General features: G+C 66.1%; 14 protein-coding genes. 11 read left to right on the forward strand and 3 right to left on the reverse strand.

All coding sequences use genetic code 11. The features are described from left to right. Window positions 1–47: 47 nt before the first annotated feature. The 6 genes from HMPREF3174_RS06920 (at window position 48) to HMPREF3174_RS06940 (ending at window position 6430) form a co-directional block, all read left to right on the forward strand. Window positions 48–608 (forward strand): LemA family protein, encoded by a 561-nt coding sequence (locus HMPREF3174_RS06920; RefSeq protein WP_068538525.1) that lies wholly within the window; start codon window positions 48–50, stop codon window positions 606–608. Further along, on the forward strand, window positions 605–2305 hold the full coding sequence (locus tag HMPREF3174_RS06925; protein WP_068538416.1) for a DUF2207 family protein: 1701 nt from the start codon (window positions 605–607) through the stop codon (window positions 2303–2305). The genes HMPREF3174_RS06920 and HMPREF3174_RS06925 overlap by 4 nt, the downstream gene beginning before the upstream one ends. Window positions 2306–2314: 9 nt before the next feature. Then, window positions 2315–2533, forward strand: a complete 219-nt coding sequence (locus HMPREF3174_RS09470; protein ID WP_083200509.1) for a hypothetical protein — start codon at window positions 2315–2317, stop codon at window positions 2531–2533. Then, entirely contained in the window at window positions 2530–3513 is a 984-nt protein-coding gene (locus HMPREF3174_RS06930; RefSeq protein WP_068538415.1) for a bifunctional riboflavin kinase/FAD synthetase, read from the forward strand. The genes HMPREF3174_RS09470 and HMPREF3174_RS06930 overlap by 4 nt, the downstream gene beginning before the upstream one ends. Before the next feature lie 146 nt (window positions 3514–3659). Next, window positions 3660–3929, forward strand: a complete 270-nt coding sequence (gene rpsO, locus HMPREF3174_RS06935; RefSeq protein ID WP_062612106.1) for a 30S ribosomal protein S15 — start codon at window positions 3660–3662, stop codon at window positions 3927–3929. Window positions 3930–4090: 161 nt separating this feature from the next. Next, window positions 4091–6430: a polyribonucleotide nucleotidyltransferase gene (locus tag HMPREF3174_RS06940; RefSeq protein ID WP_070448283.1), complete on the forward strand. Its 2340-nt coding sequence runs from the start codon at window positions 4091–4093 to the stop codon at window positions 6428–6430. Window positions 6431–6492: 62 nt separating this feature from the next. On the opposite strand, the gene HMPREF3174_RS06945 is transcribed toward HMPREF3174_RS06940, so the two are convergent. Then, window positions 6493–7185, reverse strand: coding sequence for a hypothetical protein (locus tag HMPREF3174_RS06945; protein ID WP_062612111.1), 693 nt, complete (start codon window positions 7183–7185; stop codon window positions 6493–6495). Between the two features lie 127 nt (window positions 7186–7312). Here HMPREF3174_RS06945 and HMPREF3174_RS06950 point away from each other — a divergent pair, with 127 nt between their 5' ends. From HMPREF3174_RS06950 to HMPREF3174_RS06960, 3 genes are read left to right on the forward strand one after another with little or no spacing between them, the layout of a single operon-like run. Next, window positions 7313–8611: a M16 family metallopeptidase gene (locus HMPREF3174_RS06950; protein ID WP_082661080.1), complete on the forward strand. Its 1299-nt coding sequence runs from the start codon at window positions 7313–7315 to the stop codon at window positions 8609–8611. A 22-nt stretch (window positions 8612–8633) separates the two neighbouring features. Beyond that, the gene (dapB, locus tag HMPREF3174_RS06955; protein WP_068538414.1) at window positions 8634–9365 is read left to right on the forward strand and encodes a 4-hydroxy-tetrahydrodipicolinate reductase; all 732 of its coding nucleotides are present in this window, start codon (window positions 8634–8636) and stop codon (window positions 9363–9365) included. After that, window positions 9362–12541, forward strand: a complete 3180-nt coding sequence (locus tag HMPREF3174_RS06960) for an SNF2-related protein (RefSeq protein WP_070448284.1) — start codon at window positions 9362–9364, stop codon at window positions 12539–12541. The genes dapB and HMPREF3174_RS06960 overlap by 4 nt, the downstream gene beginning before the upstream one ends. A 4-nt stretch (window positions 12542–12545) precedes the next feature. Here HMPREF3174_RS06960 and HMPREF3174_RS06965 read toward each other — a convergent pair whose 3' ends face one another. Beyond that, the gene (locus HMPREF3174_RS06965) at window positions 12546–13133 is read right to left on the reverse strand and encodes a GNAT family N-acetyltransferase (protein WP_070448285.1); all 588 of its coding nucleotides are present in this window, start codon (window positions 13131–13133) and stop codon (window positions 12546–12548) included. A 76-nt stretch (window positions 13134–13209) separates the two neighbouring features. On the opposite strand from HMPREF3174_RS06965, the gene dapA reads away from it, so the two are divergent. Beyond that, complete coding sequence (gene dapA / locus HMPREF3174_RS06970) at window positions 13210–14106, forward strand: 4-hydroxy-tetrahydrodipicolinate synthase (protein WP_068538411.1); 897 nt, start codon at window positions 13210–13212, stop codon at window positions 14104–14106. Window positions 14107–14256: 150 nt separating this feature from the next. Continuing rightward, window positions 14257–15933: a ribonuclease J gene (locus tag HMPREF3174_RS06975; RefSeq protein ID WP_062612122.1), complete on the forward strand. Its 1677-nt coding sequence runs from the start codon at window positions 14257–14259 to the stop codon at window positions 15931–15933. Here HMPREF3174_RS06975 and HMPREF3174_RS06980 read toward each other — a convergent pair. Beyond that, window positions 15930–16832 (reverse strand): 2-hydroxyacid dehydrogenase, encoded by a 903-nt coding sequence (locus HMPREF3174_RS06980; RefSeq protein ID WP_062612124.1) that lies wholly within the window; start codon window positions 16830–16832, stop codon window positions 15930–15932. The genes HMPREF3174_RS06975 and HMPREF3174_RS06980 overlap by 4 nt on opposite strands. Between the last annotated feature and the right edge of the window lie 83 nt (window positions 16833–16915).

A 16915-nucleotide genomic window follows, 5' to 3' on the forward strand; every position in this document is an offset into this window, starting at 1 on the left:
ATCTCCCCTGGTGCAGTGGCGTGCGCCATGATGTCATAATGGGGGCCATGCCTACATTATTGCTCATCATTCTTATCATCGGATTCCTGCTCCTGGCCTTCATGGGGTGGGTCATCGTCACCTACAACCGATTCGTGGCGTTGCGGGAGAACGTTCGCAACGCAATGGGGCAGATCGCCACCCAGATCGAATCCCGCTGGGATGCCCTGACTTCGGTGATCGCCGCCGCCAAACAGTACTCGGAGCACGAGGCCGAGACCCTTCTGGCCGTGACGAAGGAGCGCGCGCCCCTGCGCCCCACCTCCACCCCGGCCGACGTGGCGGCGGACGACCAGGCATTCGGCTCGATGCTCGGCCGCTTCAACGCGCTCGCGGAAGCCTACCCGCAGCTGCGCGCGTCGGAGACCTACCAGTCCGCGATGGGCGAAGTGACGCGCTTTGAGGACAACGTGCGCCACTCGCGCATGTTCTACAACGACGCGGTGACCAAACTCAACCGCTACCGCGGCCAGTTCCCCTCGATGATCGTCGGCGCGCTGTTCGGCTTCAAGCAGGAGGCCTACTTCGAAAACACGGCCACGAAGAACGAGATGCCGGGCTGGTCATGAAACGCCTCGTCTTCGCCTTTGCACTTGTCCTGATCCCGGCGCTCTTCGCCCCGATCCCGGCACAGGCGACCGAGATTTCAAGCATCGACATCGTGGCCGAGTTGCAATCGGACGGGTCGATGCGCGTGACCGACACCCGCACGTTCACGGCGCAGGACGGCACCGAGCACTACATTTCGCTCGGCAACCTCGCCGATTCGAAGGTCTCGGACTTCTCCGTGGTGCTCGATGGCAAGTTGCTGACCGACGTGGGCGAGTGGGACGTGGACCGCAGCCTGGAGGAGAAAGCCGGCCAGTCGGGCGTCGTGACCCTCGACGACGGCTACGAGCTCGCCTTCGGCTTTGGCACGTACGGCACCCACACCGCCGTCATGACGTACACGGTGACGAACGTGGTCAAGAACCTCACCGACGGCGCCCAGGCCGTGTACTGGGAGTTCATCCCCTACAACATGACGTACAGTGAGTCGATCTCGATCTCACTGACGAACGCGATCGGCATGACCTACACGCAGGAAAACTCGCGCGTGTGGGGGTTCGGCTACGAGGGCCGCACGGCGATCACAGCTAGCGCGCTAACGGCCAGCTCCTCCGGGCCGATCGACTCCTCGGACCACATGGTCATGCTCGCGATCTTCCCCGAGGGGCCCTTCGCCACCACCTCGCAGCTCGACCACACCGCCGAGTCCCTCGAGGCGAAGGCGAAGGAGGGCTCGGACTTTTCCGATCGCGGCGACGATTCCGAGGGCGACTTTTTGGTCACGGGAGAATCGTCATCGACGGGCAAGTTGCTGTCGATCCCCATCCCCGCGCTTCTCACCATCGCGTTCGTTGCGATCGGGCTCGATGTGGCCAGGAGGTCGAAGAACTCGACGAAGCACGGCTTCGCGGGCCGGGTGGAAAAGGACGAGTACTGGCGCGACATCCCCTACGACGGCCGACTGGAGGACCTCGTGGCCCTCTATGGCTCTCCGTTGCCCGGACTCGCCACCGCGCTCTTCCTCACCTGGGTGGGGCAGGGGGCCGTGCGTGAGACGACGATGGAGCGGGGCCGCTTCTTCAAGCGCGACGAGCCGGCCTTCATTATCCAGCGCGAGCCCGTGATCCAAGGGCCCACCGAGCAATGGCTGTGGTCCATAATGATGGCAGCTGCCGGCGAGGACGGGATCTTGCAGGCCAGCGAGATCGAGCGATACACGCGCAGGAATGTCTCTACCATGAAGCGGTGGCGGGAAGAAGCGCTCGATCAGTCACGCCTGGAGATGATCCACCAGGGCCTCATGGTCAAGACGAAGAAGAGAGTGCTGGGCGTGTTCCCCACCACCAAGTACGACGCGACCGGCCGCGGCAAGGAGCTCGCCCGCCGCGTCGTCATGCTGCGCAACTACCTGACGGACTTCTCCTTGCTCGCCGAACGCGGCGCCTCCCAGGTGCTGCTGTGGGACCAGTACATGGTGTGGGCCGGCTACCTCGGGATCGCGCAGGAGGTCCAGGAGCAGTTCAAGATCGTGGACCCGGACTACGCGACACAGTCCAGCTTCACCCCGAACTCGGTGTCCATGGCCTCCTCGATCTCCTCCTCGCTCAGCTCCGCGTACAACGACGCCACCTCCTCGTCCTCGGGCGGGGGCGGCTTCTCCTCCTCCGGCGGCGGTGGCGGTTCGTTCGGTGGGGGATCCGGCGGCGGCATCCGTTAGGATGAACCTATGAGTGAACAATGTGGATGCGGTGGCAAGGGCCACGAAGGACACGGCCACGGCCGTGGCGGCTGCGGGTGCGGCGGCCACGGGCACGGGCAGGGCCGTGGCGGCTGCGGTTGCGGTGGCAAGGGTAAGCACCACGGCGTGCGCACGGCTAACACCCCCGCGGGCGCCCCAGACGATCGTTCCGAGGGCCGGATGCAGCTCGGATTGCGCGGGCAGTGAAGGTGTTTCACTCGGCCGAGGATTACGACCTCGGCCCCTCGGTTGTGACCATCGGTATCTTCGACGGCGTCCACCGCGGACACCACGAGATTCTCGCCCAGACCGTGGAGCAGGCTAGCGAGCGCGGCGTTGCCTCCGTGGCGCTCACTTTTGACCCCCACCCCAGCCACGTCCACCGTCCCGACGTCGACCTCCCGCTCATCTCAACCCTCGAGGACCGTCTCAATATGCTGGAGGCGGCAGGCCTGGACGGCGTCGTCGTGCAAAAGTACGACCTCGACTACGCCGAGACGACCCCTAAGGCCTTCGTGGACGAGGAGCTGATCGGGAAGCTGAAGGCGGTGGCCGTCGTCGTCGGCGAGGACGTGCGCTTCGGCAAGGGTAACGCCGGGGACGGGCAGTTCCTGGTCGAGTACGGCGAGGGCCGGATCGACGTGACGCTCATCGACGACCTGGGCGGGCCGTCCGGCAGGCGCTATTCCTCCACGTGGGTGCGCGAGTTGCTCGAGGCGGGCAACGTGCGTAAGGCCGCGAAGATCCTCGGCCGGCCACACCGGCTGCGCGGGATCGTCCAGCACGGCTTCAAGCGCGGGCGCGAGCTCGGATTCCCCACGGCGAACCTGCCCGGCTCGGGCGTGGGGGAGGTGCCGCGTGACGGCGTCTACGCTGGCTGGGTGGTGCGGCAGGTGAAGGGATCGACGGCGACAGTCCACCTTCCCGCCGCGATCTCGATCGGCACGAACCCCCAGTTCGACGGCGAGGAGCGCACGGTGGAGGCCCATGTGCTCGGGCGCGCCGACCTGAACTTGTACGGGGAGGAGATCGCGATCGACTTCGTAGATTACGTGCGCCCAATGATGAAGATGGACTCGGTGGAACAGCTGCAGGCCCAGATGGATGACGATCTGCGCAAGAGCGCGGAGATCCTCGGCGTGCCGGTCTCGCACAGGGTGGACCCGAAGGACGTCACGGCCCGCTAACTGACAGAGGCGCATATCACCCATGCGGCCACGGAGGCGTGATTGCGCGCCGTGCTAGACTAGCTAAGCCGTTCGATCGGCCGCGGAGCGTCATCGCTTGGGAGAACATGCCCCAGGCTCCGCGCAACGAGTAGAAGGAGAATCGTATGGCTCTGTCCAAGGAGCGTAAGGACGACATCATTAAGGAATACGCGACTCATGAGGGCGATACCGGCTCTCCCGAAGTGCAGATCGCTCTGCTCTCGGCTCGTATTTCTGAACTCACGGAGCACTTCCGCACCCACAAGCACGATCACCATTCGCGCCGCGGCCTGATGCTCCTCATCGGTAAGCGCAAGCGTCTTCTGACGTATCTTCAGAACGAAGACATCGAGCGCTACCGTTCGCTGATTAAGCGTCTCGGCCTGCGCCGCTAGACGCCCGATCGGCTCGCTCCCCATGGAGCGGGCCGATTGTTCGTCTCACCGCCTGGTGGGCGAACGTAGAAGAAGTTATCCCCGTCGGTCCTCGGTTGTGGTTGCCGCTCACGAAAGCGTCAATGACAATCGATGACCGCGGGCAGATGAAAAGGAGATCCATGGAGGGTCCAGACGTGAAGTTCGCCGAAGCCGTTATTGACAACGGCTCGTTCGGCACCCGTACCATTCGTTTCGAGACCGGCCTGCTTGCCCGCCAGGCTGCCGGCTCGGCACTTGCTTACCTCGACGGCGAGACGACCATCCTGTCCGCCACCGCCGTCTCCTCTCAGCCGAGGGAACAGTTCGATTTCTTCCCGCTGACCGTTGATGTCGAAGAGCGCCAGTACGCGGCCGGCCGCATCCCCGGCTCGTTCTTCCGCCGCGAGGGCCGCCCGTCCACCGACGCGATCCTGGCCTGCCGCCTCATCGACCGCCCGCTGCGCCCGGCGTTCGCCAAGGGCCTGCGTAACGAGGTTCAGATCGTGGCCACCGTGCTCACGGTTCACCCGGATGACGCCTACGACGTCGTCGCCATGAACGCCGCCTCGATGTCCACCCAGATTTCCGGCCTGCCGTTCTCGGGCCCGATTGGTGCCGTGCGCTTGGCCCTCATCGACGGCCAGTGGGTGGCCTTCCCGCGCTACTCCGAGCTTCCGGATGCCACGTTCATCATGGTGGTGGCCGGCCGTATTGTTGGCGACGACATCGCCGTTATGATGGTCGAGGCCGAGGCTGGCGATGAGGCGCTGGACAACGTGGCCAAGGGCGGCACGAAGCCCACCGAGACCTCGGTTGCCGAGGGCCTCGAGGCCGCCAAGCCCTTCATCCGCACCCTGTGCGAGGCGCAGCTCAAGCTCACCGAGCAGGTGGAGAAGGAAGAGCTTGACCTGCCGCGCTTCCTGCCGTACGAGGACGAGGAGTTCGAGGCTGTTGGCCAGCAGATCAACGGCCGCTTCGAGGCCCTGTGGGGCATCGTGGACAAGCACGAGCGCGACGACGCCCTCAACGAGCTGACCGAGACCATCGTCTCCGAGCTGTCCGACCGCTTCGAGGACCGCGAGCAGGCCCTCACCCTGGCTGTGAACCAGCACTGGAAGGAGGAGATGCGCTACCGCGTCCTCACCGAAGGCGTGCGTATGGACGGGCGTGCCCCGGCACAGATCCGCACCATCACGGCCGAGACCGAGGTGCTTCCGCGCGTTCACGGCTCGGCCCTGTTCCAGCGTGGCGAGACCCAGATCCTGGGCGTGACCACCCTCAACATGCTCAAGATGGAGCAGCAGCTGGACAACCTCTCGCCGGTCACGGCCAAGCGCTACATGCACCACTACAATTTCCCGCCGTACTCGACCGGTGAGACGGGCCGCGTGGGCTCGCCCAAGCGCCGCGAGATCGGCCACGGCATGCTCGCCGAGCGCGCCCTGGTCCCGGTCCTGCCCGCGCGCGAGGACTTCCCCTACGCGATCCGCCAGGTTTCTGAGGCTCTCGGCTCCAACGGTTCGACGTCGATGGGCTCGGTTTGTGCCTCCACCCTGTCGCTCCTCAACGCGGGTGTGCCGCTCAAGGCTCCGGTTGCCGGTATCGCCATGGGCCTGATCTCCGGCGTGGTTGAGGGCGAGCAGCGCTACGTTGCGCTTACCGACATCCTCGGCGCCGAGGACGCGCTTGGCGACATGGACTTCAAGGTGGCTGGCACGCGTGACATGGTGACGGCCCTCCAGCTTGACACCAAGCTGGACGGCATCCCGGCCGCGGTCCTCGCCCAGGCGCTCACCCAGGCTCACGAGGCCCGCCTCGCGATCCTCGACCTCATCGAGGAAGCCGCCCCGGCCCCGGACGAGATGGCGGAGACCGCCCCGCGCATCATTTCCATCAAGATCCCGGTGGACAAGATCGGCGAGGTCATCGGCCCGAAGGGCAAGATGATCAACCAGATCCAGGAGGACACGGGCGCGGAGATCTCGATCGAGGACGACGGCACGGTCTACATCGGCGCGAACGACGGCCCGTCGGCCGAGGCCGCCCGCCAGACCATCAGCGCGATCGCCGATCCGCAGATGCCGGAAGTGGGCGAGCGTTTCGTGGGCACGGTGGTCAAGACCACCACCTTCGGTGCGTTCATCTCGCTGGCCCCGGGCAAGGACGGCCTCCTGCACATCTCGCAGGTCCGCCGACTGGTCGGTGGCAAGCGCATCGACGCCGTGGAGGACGTGCTCAACGTTGGCGACAAGGTCGAGGTCGAGCTGGCCGAGATCGATCAGCGTGGCAAGCTCTCGCTCCACGCGGTCCTCACCGACGAGCAGCTGGCCGCTGAGGCCGAGCAGAGCGCGAAGGAAGAAGAGGATCGCCCGCGTCGCCGTAACCGCCGCGAGGATGGCGAGAAGCGTGGCGGCGAGCGTCGTCGCCGTCGCACTCGCACCCGCGAAGAAAGCGACTCGGAGGAGTCCGCTGACGAGTAATCGGTAGATGGGTGAGGGGCCGGTCCGCAGGGGCTGGCCCCTCGCCCTTATCTCTCCAGGGTCTACGAAGACTGCGACAACTTCCAAAACGCGGCTGAGACGAGACCGAGCCAGGCGGGGGAAGGTGTTCCATTGGGGTTGGTGTAGGCGTCGGTGCCGGGTGCCCAGTAGGTCCACCGGTCATCCCGGAGGACCGCGGTGGCGTGGCTGAGAACGGGATAATCGTCGCTCAGCACGCCGAAGAGTCGATAGATTGGCTCGTATTCGTCATCGCGGGGAACCTCGCGCTCGAGCAGACGATACATCGTTCCGCCAGAGTTGACATGAATCGTGAGGTAGTTGTGCACTGCGACGATGGACACTCTACCTTCTGGCAGGTCCACTTTGGGTGCACGCAAGCCTTCGGCCAAGGCAGAACAGGCGCGGCGAGTGAACTCGGCCCACGGGCCATCTGGCTCGTCGATCCATCGACCGTCGCGAACTGAATATCGGCCCAGGATGTTATCTTCGACCCACGGCGTATGCAGGGTTGCGACAGATATATCGCCGTTGTCGTTTAAGCAGATGTCGGGTTCGAGGCGGCTGCCGCCAGCGCCATCGAGGCGGTCCCAGACTTGGAAATAGAACAGGATGTCCGGGTCGAACCACTGGATGGATGTGCTTGCGTCGGCGAACGTGGTGACGAGGGCTCCGGCGCGCGGCCGACCCTGCGGGGTCTGGGGAAGCGTGGGCCAGGGAATAAAATGTGCGTGCATGCGTAATCCTCAGTAGATGCTTTCGTTACGGATTGTAAATCTGTGACCAGAGAGCTCACCAACGCGTGGGCAAGCCCGTTGCGACAGGTGGTGTGGTTGAGACGAAAAAAGTAAGATGGGCTATCTTATGGCGCTACAACTACCACTGGATCTTCCGGGCACTCTCGCATTCGACGACGACGGCATCCCCACCCAGCGCACCCTCCTCCCCAGCGGCATCCGCGTGCTTACCCAGCACGTGCCGGGGCAGAAGTCGGTGGCGCTCGGTTTCTTGGTAGGAGCCGGGTCGCGCGACGAGGCCCGGGACGCTGAAGGATCCACACACTTCCTTGAGCACTTGCTCTTCAAGGGCACGCACACAAGGTCGGCCGCGGAGATCTCGGCCCTGGGCGACGCGCTGGGCGGTACGATGAACGCCGCCACGGCCCGCCTGTATACCTGCTACTACGGCCACGTCTTCGCCGGCGACCTGCCTGAATTGCTGAATCTCCTCGTGGACATGTTCTGCAACTCGCGCCTCGACCGATCCGACATGGAGCTCGAGCGCGGCGTCATCCTCGAGGAGCTCGCCGCTGCCGACGACGACGTGTCCGACGTCGCGTCCGATGCCATCCTGGAGCTCGTCATGGGCACCCACCCGCTGGCGCGGCCGATCGGTGGAACGTTCGAGACGGTGGAGGCGCTCGACCATGAGCACATGGTGGGCCACTACCGGGACAACTACCATGCCGGAGAGCTCATCGTGACCGCCGCGGGGGAGGTGGACCACGATCGGCTTGTTGCCCTGCTGACCAAGGAGCTGCGCGAGGCGGGGTGGGACCTGGCCGAGCGGGCGCCGGAACCGCGCCGCCGCGGAGCGGACATTCGGTATACGGCCGGGGGTGAGGGCTTCGCGGAGCGCCCAGGGCGCCAGTCCTCCGTGGTGGTCGGATACCCCGGGCTGCCGCTCCTGGACGAGCGGGAGGAGATCCTCACTGCGCTCGAGACGATCCTGGGCGGCGGCCAGTCCTCGCGGCTCTTCCAGGAAGTGCGCGAGCGGCGCGGGCTGGCCTATGCCACCTATGCCTGGCAGGCCGGCTACCTTGAGGGTGGCCTGGTTGCGATGGAGGCGCTGTGCTCGCCCTCCCACACGCAGGCGGTGGCAGAGATCATGACCGAGTGCCTGCATGACATCGCGGACAGCGGTGTGAGCGAGCGCGAGGTCGATATCGCCTTCCGCCAACGCCGGGCCCGCCTCGTCTTTTCCGCGGAGAGCAACTCGTTTCGGCGCTCCCGGCTCGGCACGTCCGAACTGTTCGGGCGTCTGCGTTCGCTCGACGAAGTACTTGCCCAGGCGCGCGCCGTCACTGCGGAGCAGATCCAGGAGCTGGCCCGCGATATCGCCCGCTCGCCGAGATCGCTCATGATTGTCGGACCCGGGTCTTAGACTTGGGGGAGAGGAGGATAAGATGAAGGTTGCAGTTGTTGGCGCCGCAGGGCGCATGGGTAGGTCAGTGTGCGAGGCTGTCGAAGGGGCCGGCCACGATCTCGTGGCGCGCCTGGACGCGGGCGATCCGATCACGGCCGAATCGCTGGCGGGGGCGGACGTCGTCGTTGAATTTACGGTGCCGAGCGCTACGGACGCGAACGTGCACGCGATCCTCGATGCGGGATCGCACGTGGTGGTGGGCACCACGGGGTGGACGGAGGAGCGCCTAGAGGCGGTGCGCGAACACGCGGTGCGTGTGGGGAAGAACGCGATCATTGCGCCCAATTACGCGCTGTCGGCGGTGTTGGCTATGTCGTTTGCGGAGAAGGCGGCGGCAATGTTCGAGTCGGTAGAGGTGATCGAGCTGCACCACCCGGACAAGGTGGATGCGCCGTCGGGCACGGCCACCACCAGCGCGCAGCGCATTGGGGCTGTGCGCAAGGAGGCGGGGCTGGCAAGTCCGGATGCCACGCAATCCGATCCGCTCGGCACCCGCGGCGGGCAGATCGACGGGGTGCATGTTCACGCCGTCCGCCTGCGCGGCCTGTACGCCCATGAGGAGATCTTGCTGGGTAACCCGGGCGAGCAGCTGACGATCCGCCAGGATTCGTTCGGGCGAGAGTCCTTCATGCCCGGCGTGCTGCTCGCGGTGCGCGAGGTGGCGGGCCGCCCGGGGCTGACGTACGGCCTTGAGTCGCTGTTGAATCTATGAACTACGGCGGGCTCGAACGTTTCGTTGACTCGGGCTCGTTCGCGCGGGGCCTCGTGTATGCCCTGCGCGGTCAATCGTCCGTCACGTCGGCAAGTGATGAGGACATCGAGGCGATCTCTAGCGGCTCGAACGGGGAGATCTACACCGAATGGATCGAATACGAGCTGGAGGGGGAGGAATTCGTCCATTTCTCCGGCCGGTGTACCTGCCCGGTGGGGTACAACTGTAAGCACTGCGTGAGCGCCACGCTCACGGCGCTTAAGCTCGTGCCGCCGTCGCTCATGACCGCCTCGCAGGTGAGCCGTCCTCGCACTGACGCGAACTCGGGCTGGCGCAGGGCGCTGACCAACATGCTGGGTCTCGAAGCCACGGGGCAAGATCCCATCGCGCTCGGGTTTACCTTCACGGCGCCGCGTGTTCCTATGTCGAGCCTTCCCATATGGAAGCAGCAGACCACCGGCAGGCTCGAGATGCATTCGATGCGGAAGGGCAAGCGGGACACGTGGATCAAGACGGGCATTTCGCTGTCCAACCTCCGGGAGGGGATCGGGCGCGAATTTGATCCGCGCCAGGTGCGGGCGGTGCGCGACTTCCTCATGGCGTGTGAGCTGGGCTCGGGCGGCCTGTTCGGGATGCGCGAGCCGCTGTCAATGACGATGCTGCACTCTCCGCTCCTTGGGTACTACCTCAAGGGCTGCATCGACGCTGGTGTTGAACTCGTCGACACGGTGACGAAGCTGCCGATTATTATCGAGCCGGAGCCGGCCGTTCCCACGATTAATCTGACGGACACGGGCGATTTCATCGACGTCACGGCGGCGCTCAACCATCCAAGCGATCCGAAGGACTTCCTACTTATCGGCAAGCCGAGCCAACTGGTGTTTTGGGATGACGGCAAGCTCCACATGGCCTTCCTCGAGCCGGTGGCAAGCGAGGAATGGAGTTACCTGCGCCGCAAGGACGTCCGCGTCCCCACCTCCGAACAGGATGACTTCGAGCGGGATTTCCTCCCGGCGTTGCGCGTGACTGGGATGATCAAGACGGACGGGTACGAGCTGCCCTTGCCGCCCGAGCCGGTTTTGCGCCTCACCCTCACCTCCTCGGGCGAGCGGTTGCCCGTGGTGACCGCGAACTGGGAGTGGGCCTACCAGGACAAGCGTGGGCACGTGATCAGCACGTATCCGCTGTGGAGTCCGCCCGGGCCCGGGCGGAACGCGGAGGCCGAGCAGGCGATTCGGAGCGAGGCGAGCGACGTGGTGGCGCGGGTGTGCCCGGCGATGATGGGCGAGCGGCTGGGCTGGATCAAACTCCGGGGCGAGCAGCTCCTGGCCCTGGATGAGCTGGCCAGCGAACTGGCCGCGATCGGCGTGGAGGTCGTCCAGGATACCCCCACGTTCCGCCGGGCCGAGGATGTTCAGGTAGACCTGGACGTGGACGAATCGCGTGACTGGCTGGACCTGCGGATGCGGGTGCTCGTGGATGGGCAGCCGGTCGAGCTACGCGAGCTGCTGGGCGCGCTGGCCGTGGGGCAACGCTTCACCTATGTGGGCGGCTCGTACGTGGACCTCGACAGCCCGGATCTTGCAAGGTTGCGCGCGCTCATCGAGGAGGCGCGTCTGCTGGGCGACGCTCGGCGCTCGGAGCTGCGAGTGCCGAAGATCCGGCAGTCCTGGTGGCAAGACCTGCTCGACCTGGGGATCGTGAATGCTTCCGCGAACCGCTGGCTGGAGGCAGTGCGCAATGCCCCCGAACCGGAGCCGGCCACCGTGCCAGATACGCTGAATGCCACACTGCGCCCCTACCAGGAGGTGGGCTTTGGCTGGCTGAGCCAGCTGCGTGACGCGGGGCTGGGCGGCGTGCTGGCCGACGACATGGGCCTGGGCAAGACAGTCCAGGTCCTGGCGATGATTTTGCGTGACCGCGAGCGTAACCCCGGCTCGCCGTGGCTGGTGGTGGCTCCCACCTCGGTGGTGGGCAACTGGGTGAGTGAGGCCGAGCGCTTCGCACCGACGCTGAAGGTGGTGGGCATCGATTCGACCGAACGTATTCGGGGCACCCGCCTGGCCGATGAGGTGAGCGGCGCGGACGTCGTGGTGACTTCCTACACCCTCATGCGGCTGGAGGCGGACGATTACCGGGCGCTTGGGATCACGGGCCTGGTGCTGGACGAGGCGCAGAACGTGAAGAACGCCAAGTCGAAGGGGTTTGCGGTGGCGGCAAGCCTGGGGGCGGCCACGGTCTTCGCCGTGACGGGCACGCCGATCGAGAACAACTTGGGGGAGCTGTGGGCGATGTTCTCCCTCACCGCCCCGGGCCTGCTGGGCTCGGCGGAAAAGTTCAATGATGCCTACCGCAAGCCGATCGAGAAGGCCGCCTCCAGCCCGGACGGCGGGGGCGAGGAGCTCATGGCGACGCTGCGCCGGCGCATCGGCCCGTTCCTTCTGCGGCGCACGAAGCAGTCCGTGAGCCTGGACCTGCCGCCCAAGCAGGAGCAGGTGTTGCGCGTGGAGCTCAAGGGATCCCACCGGCGAATGTATGATGTGCAGTTGGAAAAGGAGCGCCAGCGGGTGCTCGGGCTGTCGGAGGAGGACCGGATCGAGATCCTGTCGTCGCTGACGCGCCTGCGCCAGCTGGCGATCGACCCGCGCCTGGCGGACGGGGACTCGGCCGCGCCGGCCTCCAAGCTGGATGAGCTGCTTCCCCTGCTGGAGAGCCTTGTGGCCGAGCATCACTCGGCACTGGTGTTTTCCCAGTTCACGCGCTTCCTCAAACTGGTGGCCGAGCGGCTGGATGAGGCGGGGATCCCCTACCTGTACCTGGACGGGTCCACGCGCGGGCGCCCGGGCCTCATCAAACGTTTCGCCGCGGGGGAGGCGCCGGTCTTCCTTATCTCGCTCAAGGCGGGCGGCACGGGGCTAAACCTCACGATGGCGGACTACGCGATCCTCACCGACCCGTGGTGGAACCCAGCGGCCGAGGAACAGGCCGTGGACCGCGCGCACCGCATCGGCCAGACCCGCCCAGTCCACGTCTACCGTCTGGTGGCGGAGGGCACGATCGAGGAAAAGGTGGTGGACCTCCAGGATCAAAAGCGCCGGCTGCTCGGGGTGCTGAGCGAGGACGGCGCGGCGGACGGCAAGCTGTCCGCCGCCGAGCTGCGGGCCCTGCTCGACTAGCGCACTAGTCGGCGTCTCGTTCGAGGGTGGTCCACCACAGGTGCTCGCGGATTTCCTCCCCGTCCACCTCTGCGTGCCGGCGCAGGGGGCGCGGGGCGAAGCCGGAGGCGTCTAGGAAGTGGGTGAACTGGTCATGGCCGGCGATCGCCCATGTGTGGAGCTCGGTGGCATCCGTGCAGATGTCTGTGATGGCGGCGAGCAGGCGGGCATCGTGGCCGGCGCTTGCCATGCGCAACGGCACGGAGAAGTTCGTGATCTCATAGGCGACCCGCGGCCGCCCGCTTTCGGCGTCGCGCCCGGATTCGTCGTCGCCCTTGAGGATAACGGCGGGGGAGGGGGCGACAGCGGCGAAGCCCTCCACCTCGTCTCCGGCTACGGCCACGAGCACGTGGTGACGATCGGAGGGCAGGTCCTCGATCGTGGCCTGCCAAGCGGCGGCAAGCGAGCCGATCTCGAGCTGTGCGCCGACCATGGGGCCAGCACGGTGGTCGAGGCCGGCTGAGATTGCCTCCAACATGGCATCGCGCTGGACCTGGGCGATGGCGAGCGCGTCGGAGGGTCGGGCGGGGCGCACGGATTTCACAACGTTCACCCCGCCATTGTGTCAGGGAAACGTCCAGATGACGAAAGCTGAGCCGGAATGGGGGAGCGCCGTATAGGGTAGTGCCATGAATACTCCTTCGCGCTCCTTCGGTTCCGTCTCCGTCGCCATGGTCACGCCGTTTCACCCGGACGGCTCGATTGACATCGACAGCGCGTGCAAGGTGGCGTGCAAGCTGGTTGACGACGGGTGCGACGCCCTCGTCCTGTCCGGTACCACGGGCGAATCGCCCACCACCCACCAGCCGGAGAAGAACGAGCTGGTGCGCGAGGTCAAGGTTGCGGTTGCGGGCCGGGCGATGATCGTGGCGGGAGCGGGCTCGAACGACACGGCACACGCCGTGCGCATCGCGAAGGGCGCCCAGGAATCGGGCGCGGACGGCCTGCTCGTCGTCTCCCCTTACTACAACCGTCCCTCTCAGGACGGGGTCTACCAGCACATCGTGGCGGTGGCCGAGGCCACCGACCTGCCTGTCATGGTCTATGACATTCCCGGCCGCACCGGCGTGGCGATCTCGGATGCCACGCTCGACCGTCTGGCGGAGCACCCGCAGATCAAGGCGGTCAAGGACGCCACCGGCAACGTGCCCCAGGGTTTTGAGCGCATCACCCGCACGGGCCTCGAGTACTACTCGGGCGACGACTCGCTCAACTTCGCCTGGCTCGCCCACGGAGCCTCCGGCGTGGTGTCGGTGGCCGGCCACCTCATCGCCTCCGGGCTCCGTGCGCTCGTCACCGAAGTCGATGCCGGGGATCTGCCGGCCGCGCGTGCCGAGTTCTCCAAGCAGTCCACCATCATCGACGCGATCATGGGCGGGGGCCAGGGGGCCGTCATGGCCAAGGAGGCCCTCAAGATGATCGGCGTGCTGGACTCGGCCACCGTGCGCCTGCCGCTCGTGGGTGCCTCCGATGCCGAGCTTGCCAATCTCCGCACTGCCCTGCGCGCCGAGGGCTTCATCGAGTAGCCGGCCGCCAACCAGAAGCGGCAGGTCGGGCAGCCTACCCGGCCCCGTGCAAACCGGGTGCTCGGACCGCAAGCCGGGTGGACGGCGTCGTGACGCAGCGCGTCGCCACCTGTGAAAGCAAGCCGCGCCCAAACATGCGACAATGGTGGGGTGACTAAGACGAAGCTTCCCCCATCCATTAAGAACGGCACCCTCCGCATCGTCCCGCTGGGCGGGATTGGCGAGATCGGGCGCAACATGACCGTCTTCGAGATTGACGGGCGCATGATCGTGGTCGACTGTGGCGTGCTCTTCCCCGAAGAGTCCCAGCCGGGCGTGGACCTGATCCTGCCGGATTTCGACTACATCAAGGATCGCCTCCACCAGATCGACGCGATCATCCTCACCCACGGACACGAGGATCACATCGGCGGCGTGCCCTACCTGCTGCGCCTGCGCGAGGACATCCCGATTATCGGCTCGCAGCTGACCATCGCACTGGTCGAGGCCAAGCTGGCTGAGCACCGCATCAAGCCCTACACGCATGTGGTCGAGGAGGGTGACATCGAAAACCTCGGCAACTTCGAGTGCGAGTTCATCGCGGTCAACCACTCGATCCCGGACGCGCTGGCCGTGTTTATCCGCACGAACGCGGGCACGGTCCTTCACACGGGCGACTTCAAGATGGACCAGCTGCCGCTCGATGGGCGGATCACCGACCTGCGTTCCTTCGCCCGCGTTGGCGAGGAGGGCGTGGACCTGTTCATGTGCGACTCCACGAACGCCGAGGTCCCCGGCTTCGTGCCGTCGGAGGCGAACATCGGCCCGGTCATCGAGTCCGTGTTCGCCCAGGCGCGCGGCAAGATCGTGGTGGCTTCCTTCTCCTCGCACGTCCACCGCGTTCAGCAGGTGCTCGACGCCGCCTACAAGTACGAGCGCAAGGTGTGCTTCGTGGGGCGCTCGATGGTGCGCAACATGGGGATCGCCGAGGAGCTGGGCTACCTGTCCGTCCCCGAGGACACGCTGATCGACCTCAAGCACGCCGATTCGCTTCCCGACGACGAGATCGTCTACATGTCCACCGGATCCCAGGGTGAGCCGATGGCCGTGCTCTCGCGCATCGCCTCCGGAAACCACAAGTCGATCACGGTGGGCCCGAGCGACACGGTCATCTTCGCCTCCTCGCTCATCCCGGGCAACGAGAACTCGGTGTTCCGCCTCATCAACGGCCTGACCAAGCTGGGAGCGAAGGTGGTCCACCAGGGCAATGCGAAAGTGCACGTGTCCGGGCACGCTGCCGAGGGCGAGCTGCTGTACTGCTACAACATCCTCGAGCCCGAGTACGCCATGCCGGTCCACGGTGAGGTCCGCCACCTCGTGGCCAACGGCGCCATCGCGGTCAAGACGGGCGTGCCGGCGGAGAACGTGATCCTGGCCGAGGACGGCTCGGTGATCGACATGATCGACGGGCACTGCTCGATCGTGGGCGAAGTGCCGTGCGGGTACGTGTACGTGGACGGCTCCTCGGTGGGCGAGATCGGGGAGGCCGAGCTGACTGACCGCCGCACGCTGGGCGAGGAAGGCTTCATCGCGATCTTCGCCGTCATTGACGCCCAGGAGCGCAAGGTCCTCACTGGCCCGCACATCCAGGCGCGCGGCATGGCCGAGGACGATTCGGTGTTCGAGGAGATCCTGCCCGACGTGCGCACGGCGCTCGACGAGTCGATCGCGAACGCGTCGGCCACCACCTACCAGATGCAGCAGGCGATGCGCCGCGTGGTGGGACGGTGGGTGGCTCGCAAGTTGCGCCGCAAGCCGATGATCATCCCCACCGTCATCGAAGCCTAGTTCACGCGGTTCTCCACCGGCTCGCCCTTCTCCAAGTGGGCGATCTGCCGGTGGAGAAGCGCCTCCAGGCGCGGCCACAGCGCGTCCGAGTACCCGCCCACGTGCGGGGTGAAGAACACGTTCGGGTGCGTGTAGAGCGGGTGCCCCTCCGGCAGTGGCTCGGGGTTGACGACGTCGAACGCGATCCGCAGCCGGTCCGCGTGGCGCACTAGCGCGTCGGTGTCGGCCACCGCCCCGCGCGCCATGTTGACCAGCAGGGCGCCGTCCTTCATCGAGGCGAGGAACGCCTCGTCCACCATGTTATTCGTGGAGGCCGCGCCGGGGACGATGACGATGACGATGTCCATCTGGGGCAGCAGGCCCGGCAGGTCCTCGGGGCCGTAGATCGTGCCGAGCTCGTCCTCGCGGCGCGACGACGCCGCCCGGACCAGCTCCACCTCGAACGGCTCCAGGCGCGAGGCGATCGCCTTGCCCACCCCGCCGTAGCCGATGAGGAGGACCTTCTTGTCGGCCAGGCCGGGAGCGAAGAAGAGGTCCCAGTGGCCGGCGTCCTGGGAGCGCACGGCCCGCTGGAGCTGGCGCTGCATGACGAGCAGCAGGCCGAGCGTGAGCTCCGCGGTGGCGGTCTCATGAACCGTGGCGGCGTTCGCCAGCGGGATGTCGCCCACGTGGCCAATCACCTGGTCAAAACCGATCGACGTGGTCTGAATGAGGGAGGCGTCCATCCCCTCAAGGAAGCGGAAGTCGGGCTTGTACGTGACGAACGGGGTGAGGACCATGTCGATGTGGCGCTGCGGCGCGGGGCTCTTGATATTCCACTCGACAATCTCCACCTCCCCGGGGTAGCTCTCCACGAGGGCGCGGAACTCGGGCTGGGGGATGCTCACAGAGACAGTCATGGCTTCGAGTCTAGTCAATCCGATCACGGGGGTGGCAACAAGTCACATTTACGCCACGTTTGCGCGCGCCTGTGGGCACCGCT

This window comes from Trueperella sp. HMSC08H06, assembly GCF_001808465.1.
In the GTDB taxonomy this organism is placed as follows: domain Bacteria; phylum Actinomycetota; class Actinomycetes; order Actinomycetales; family Actinomycetaceae; genus Trueperella; species Trueperella bernardiae.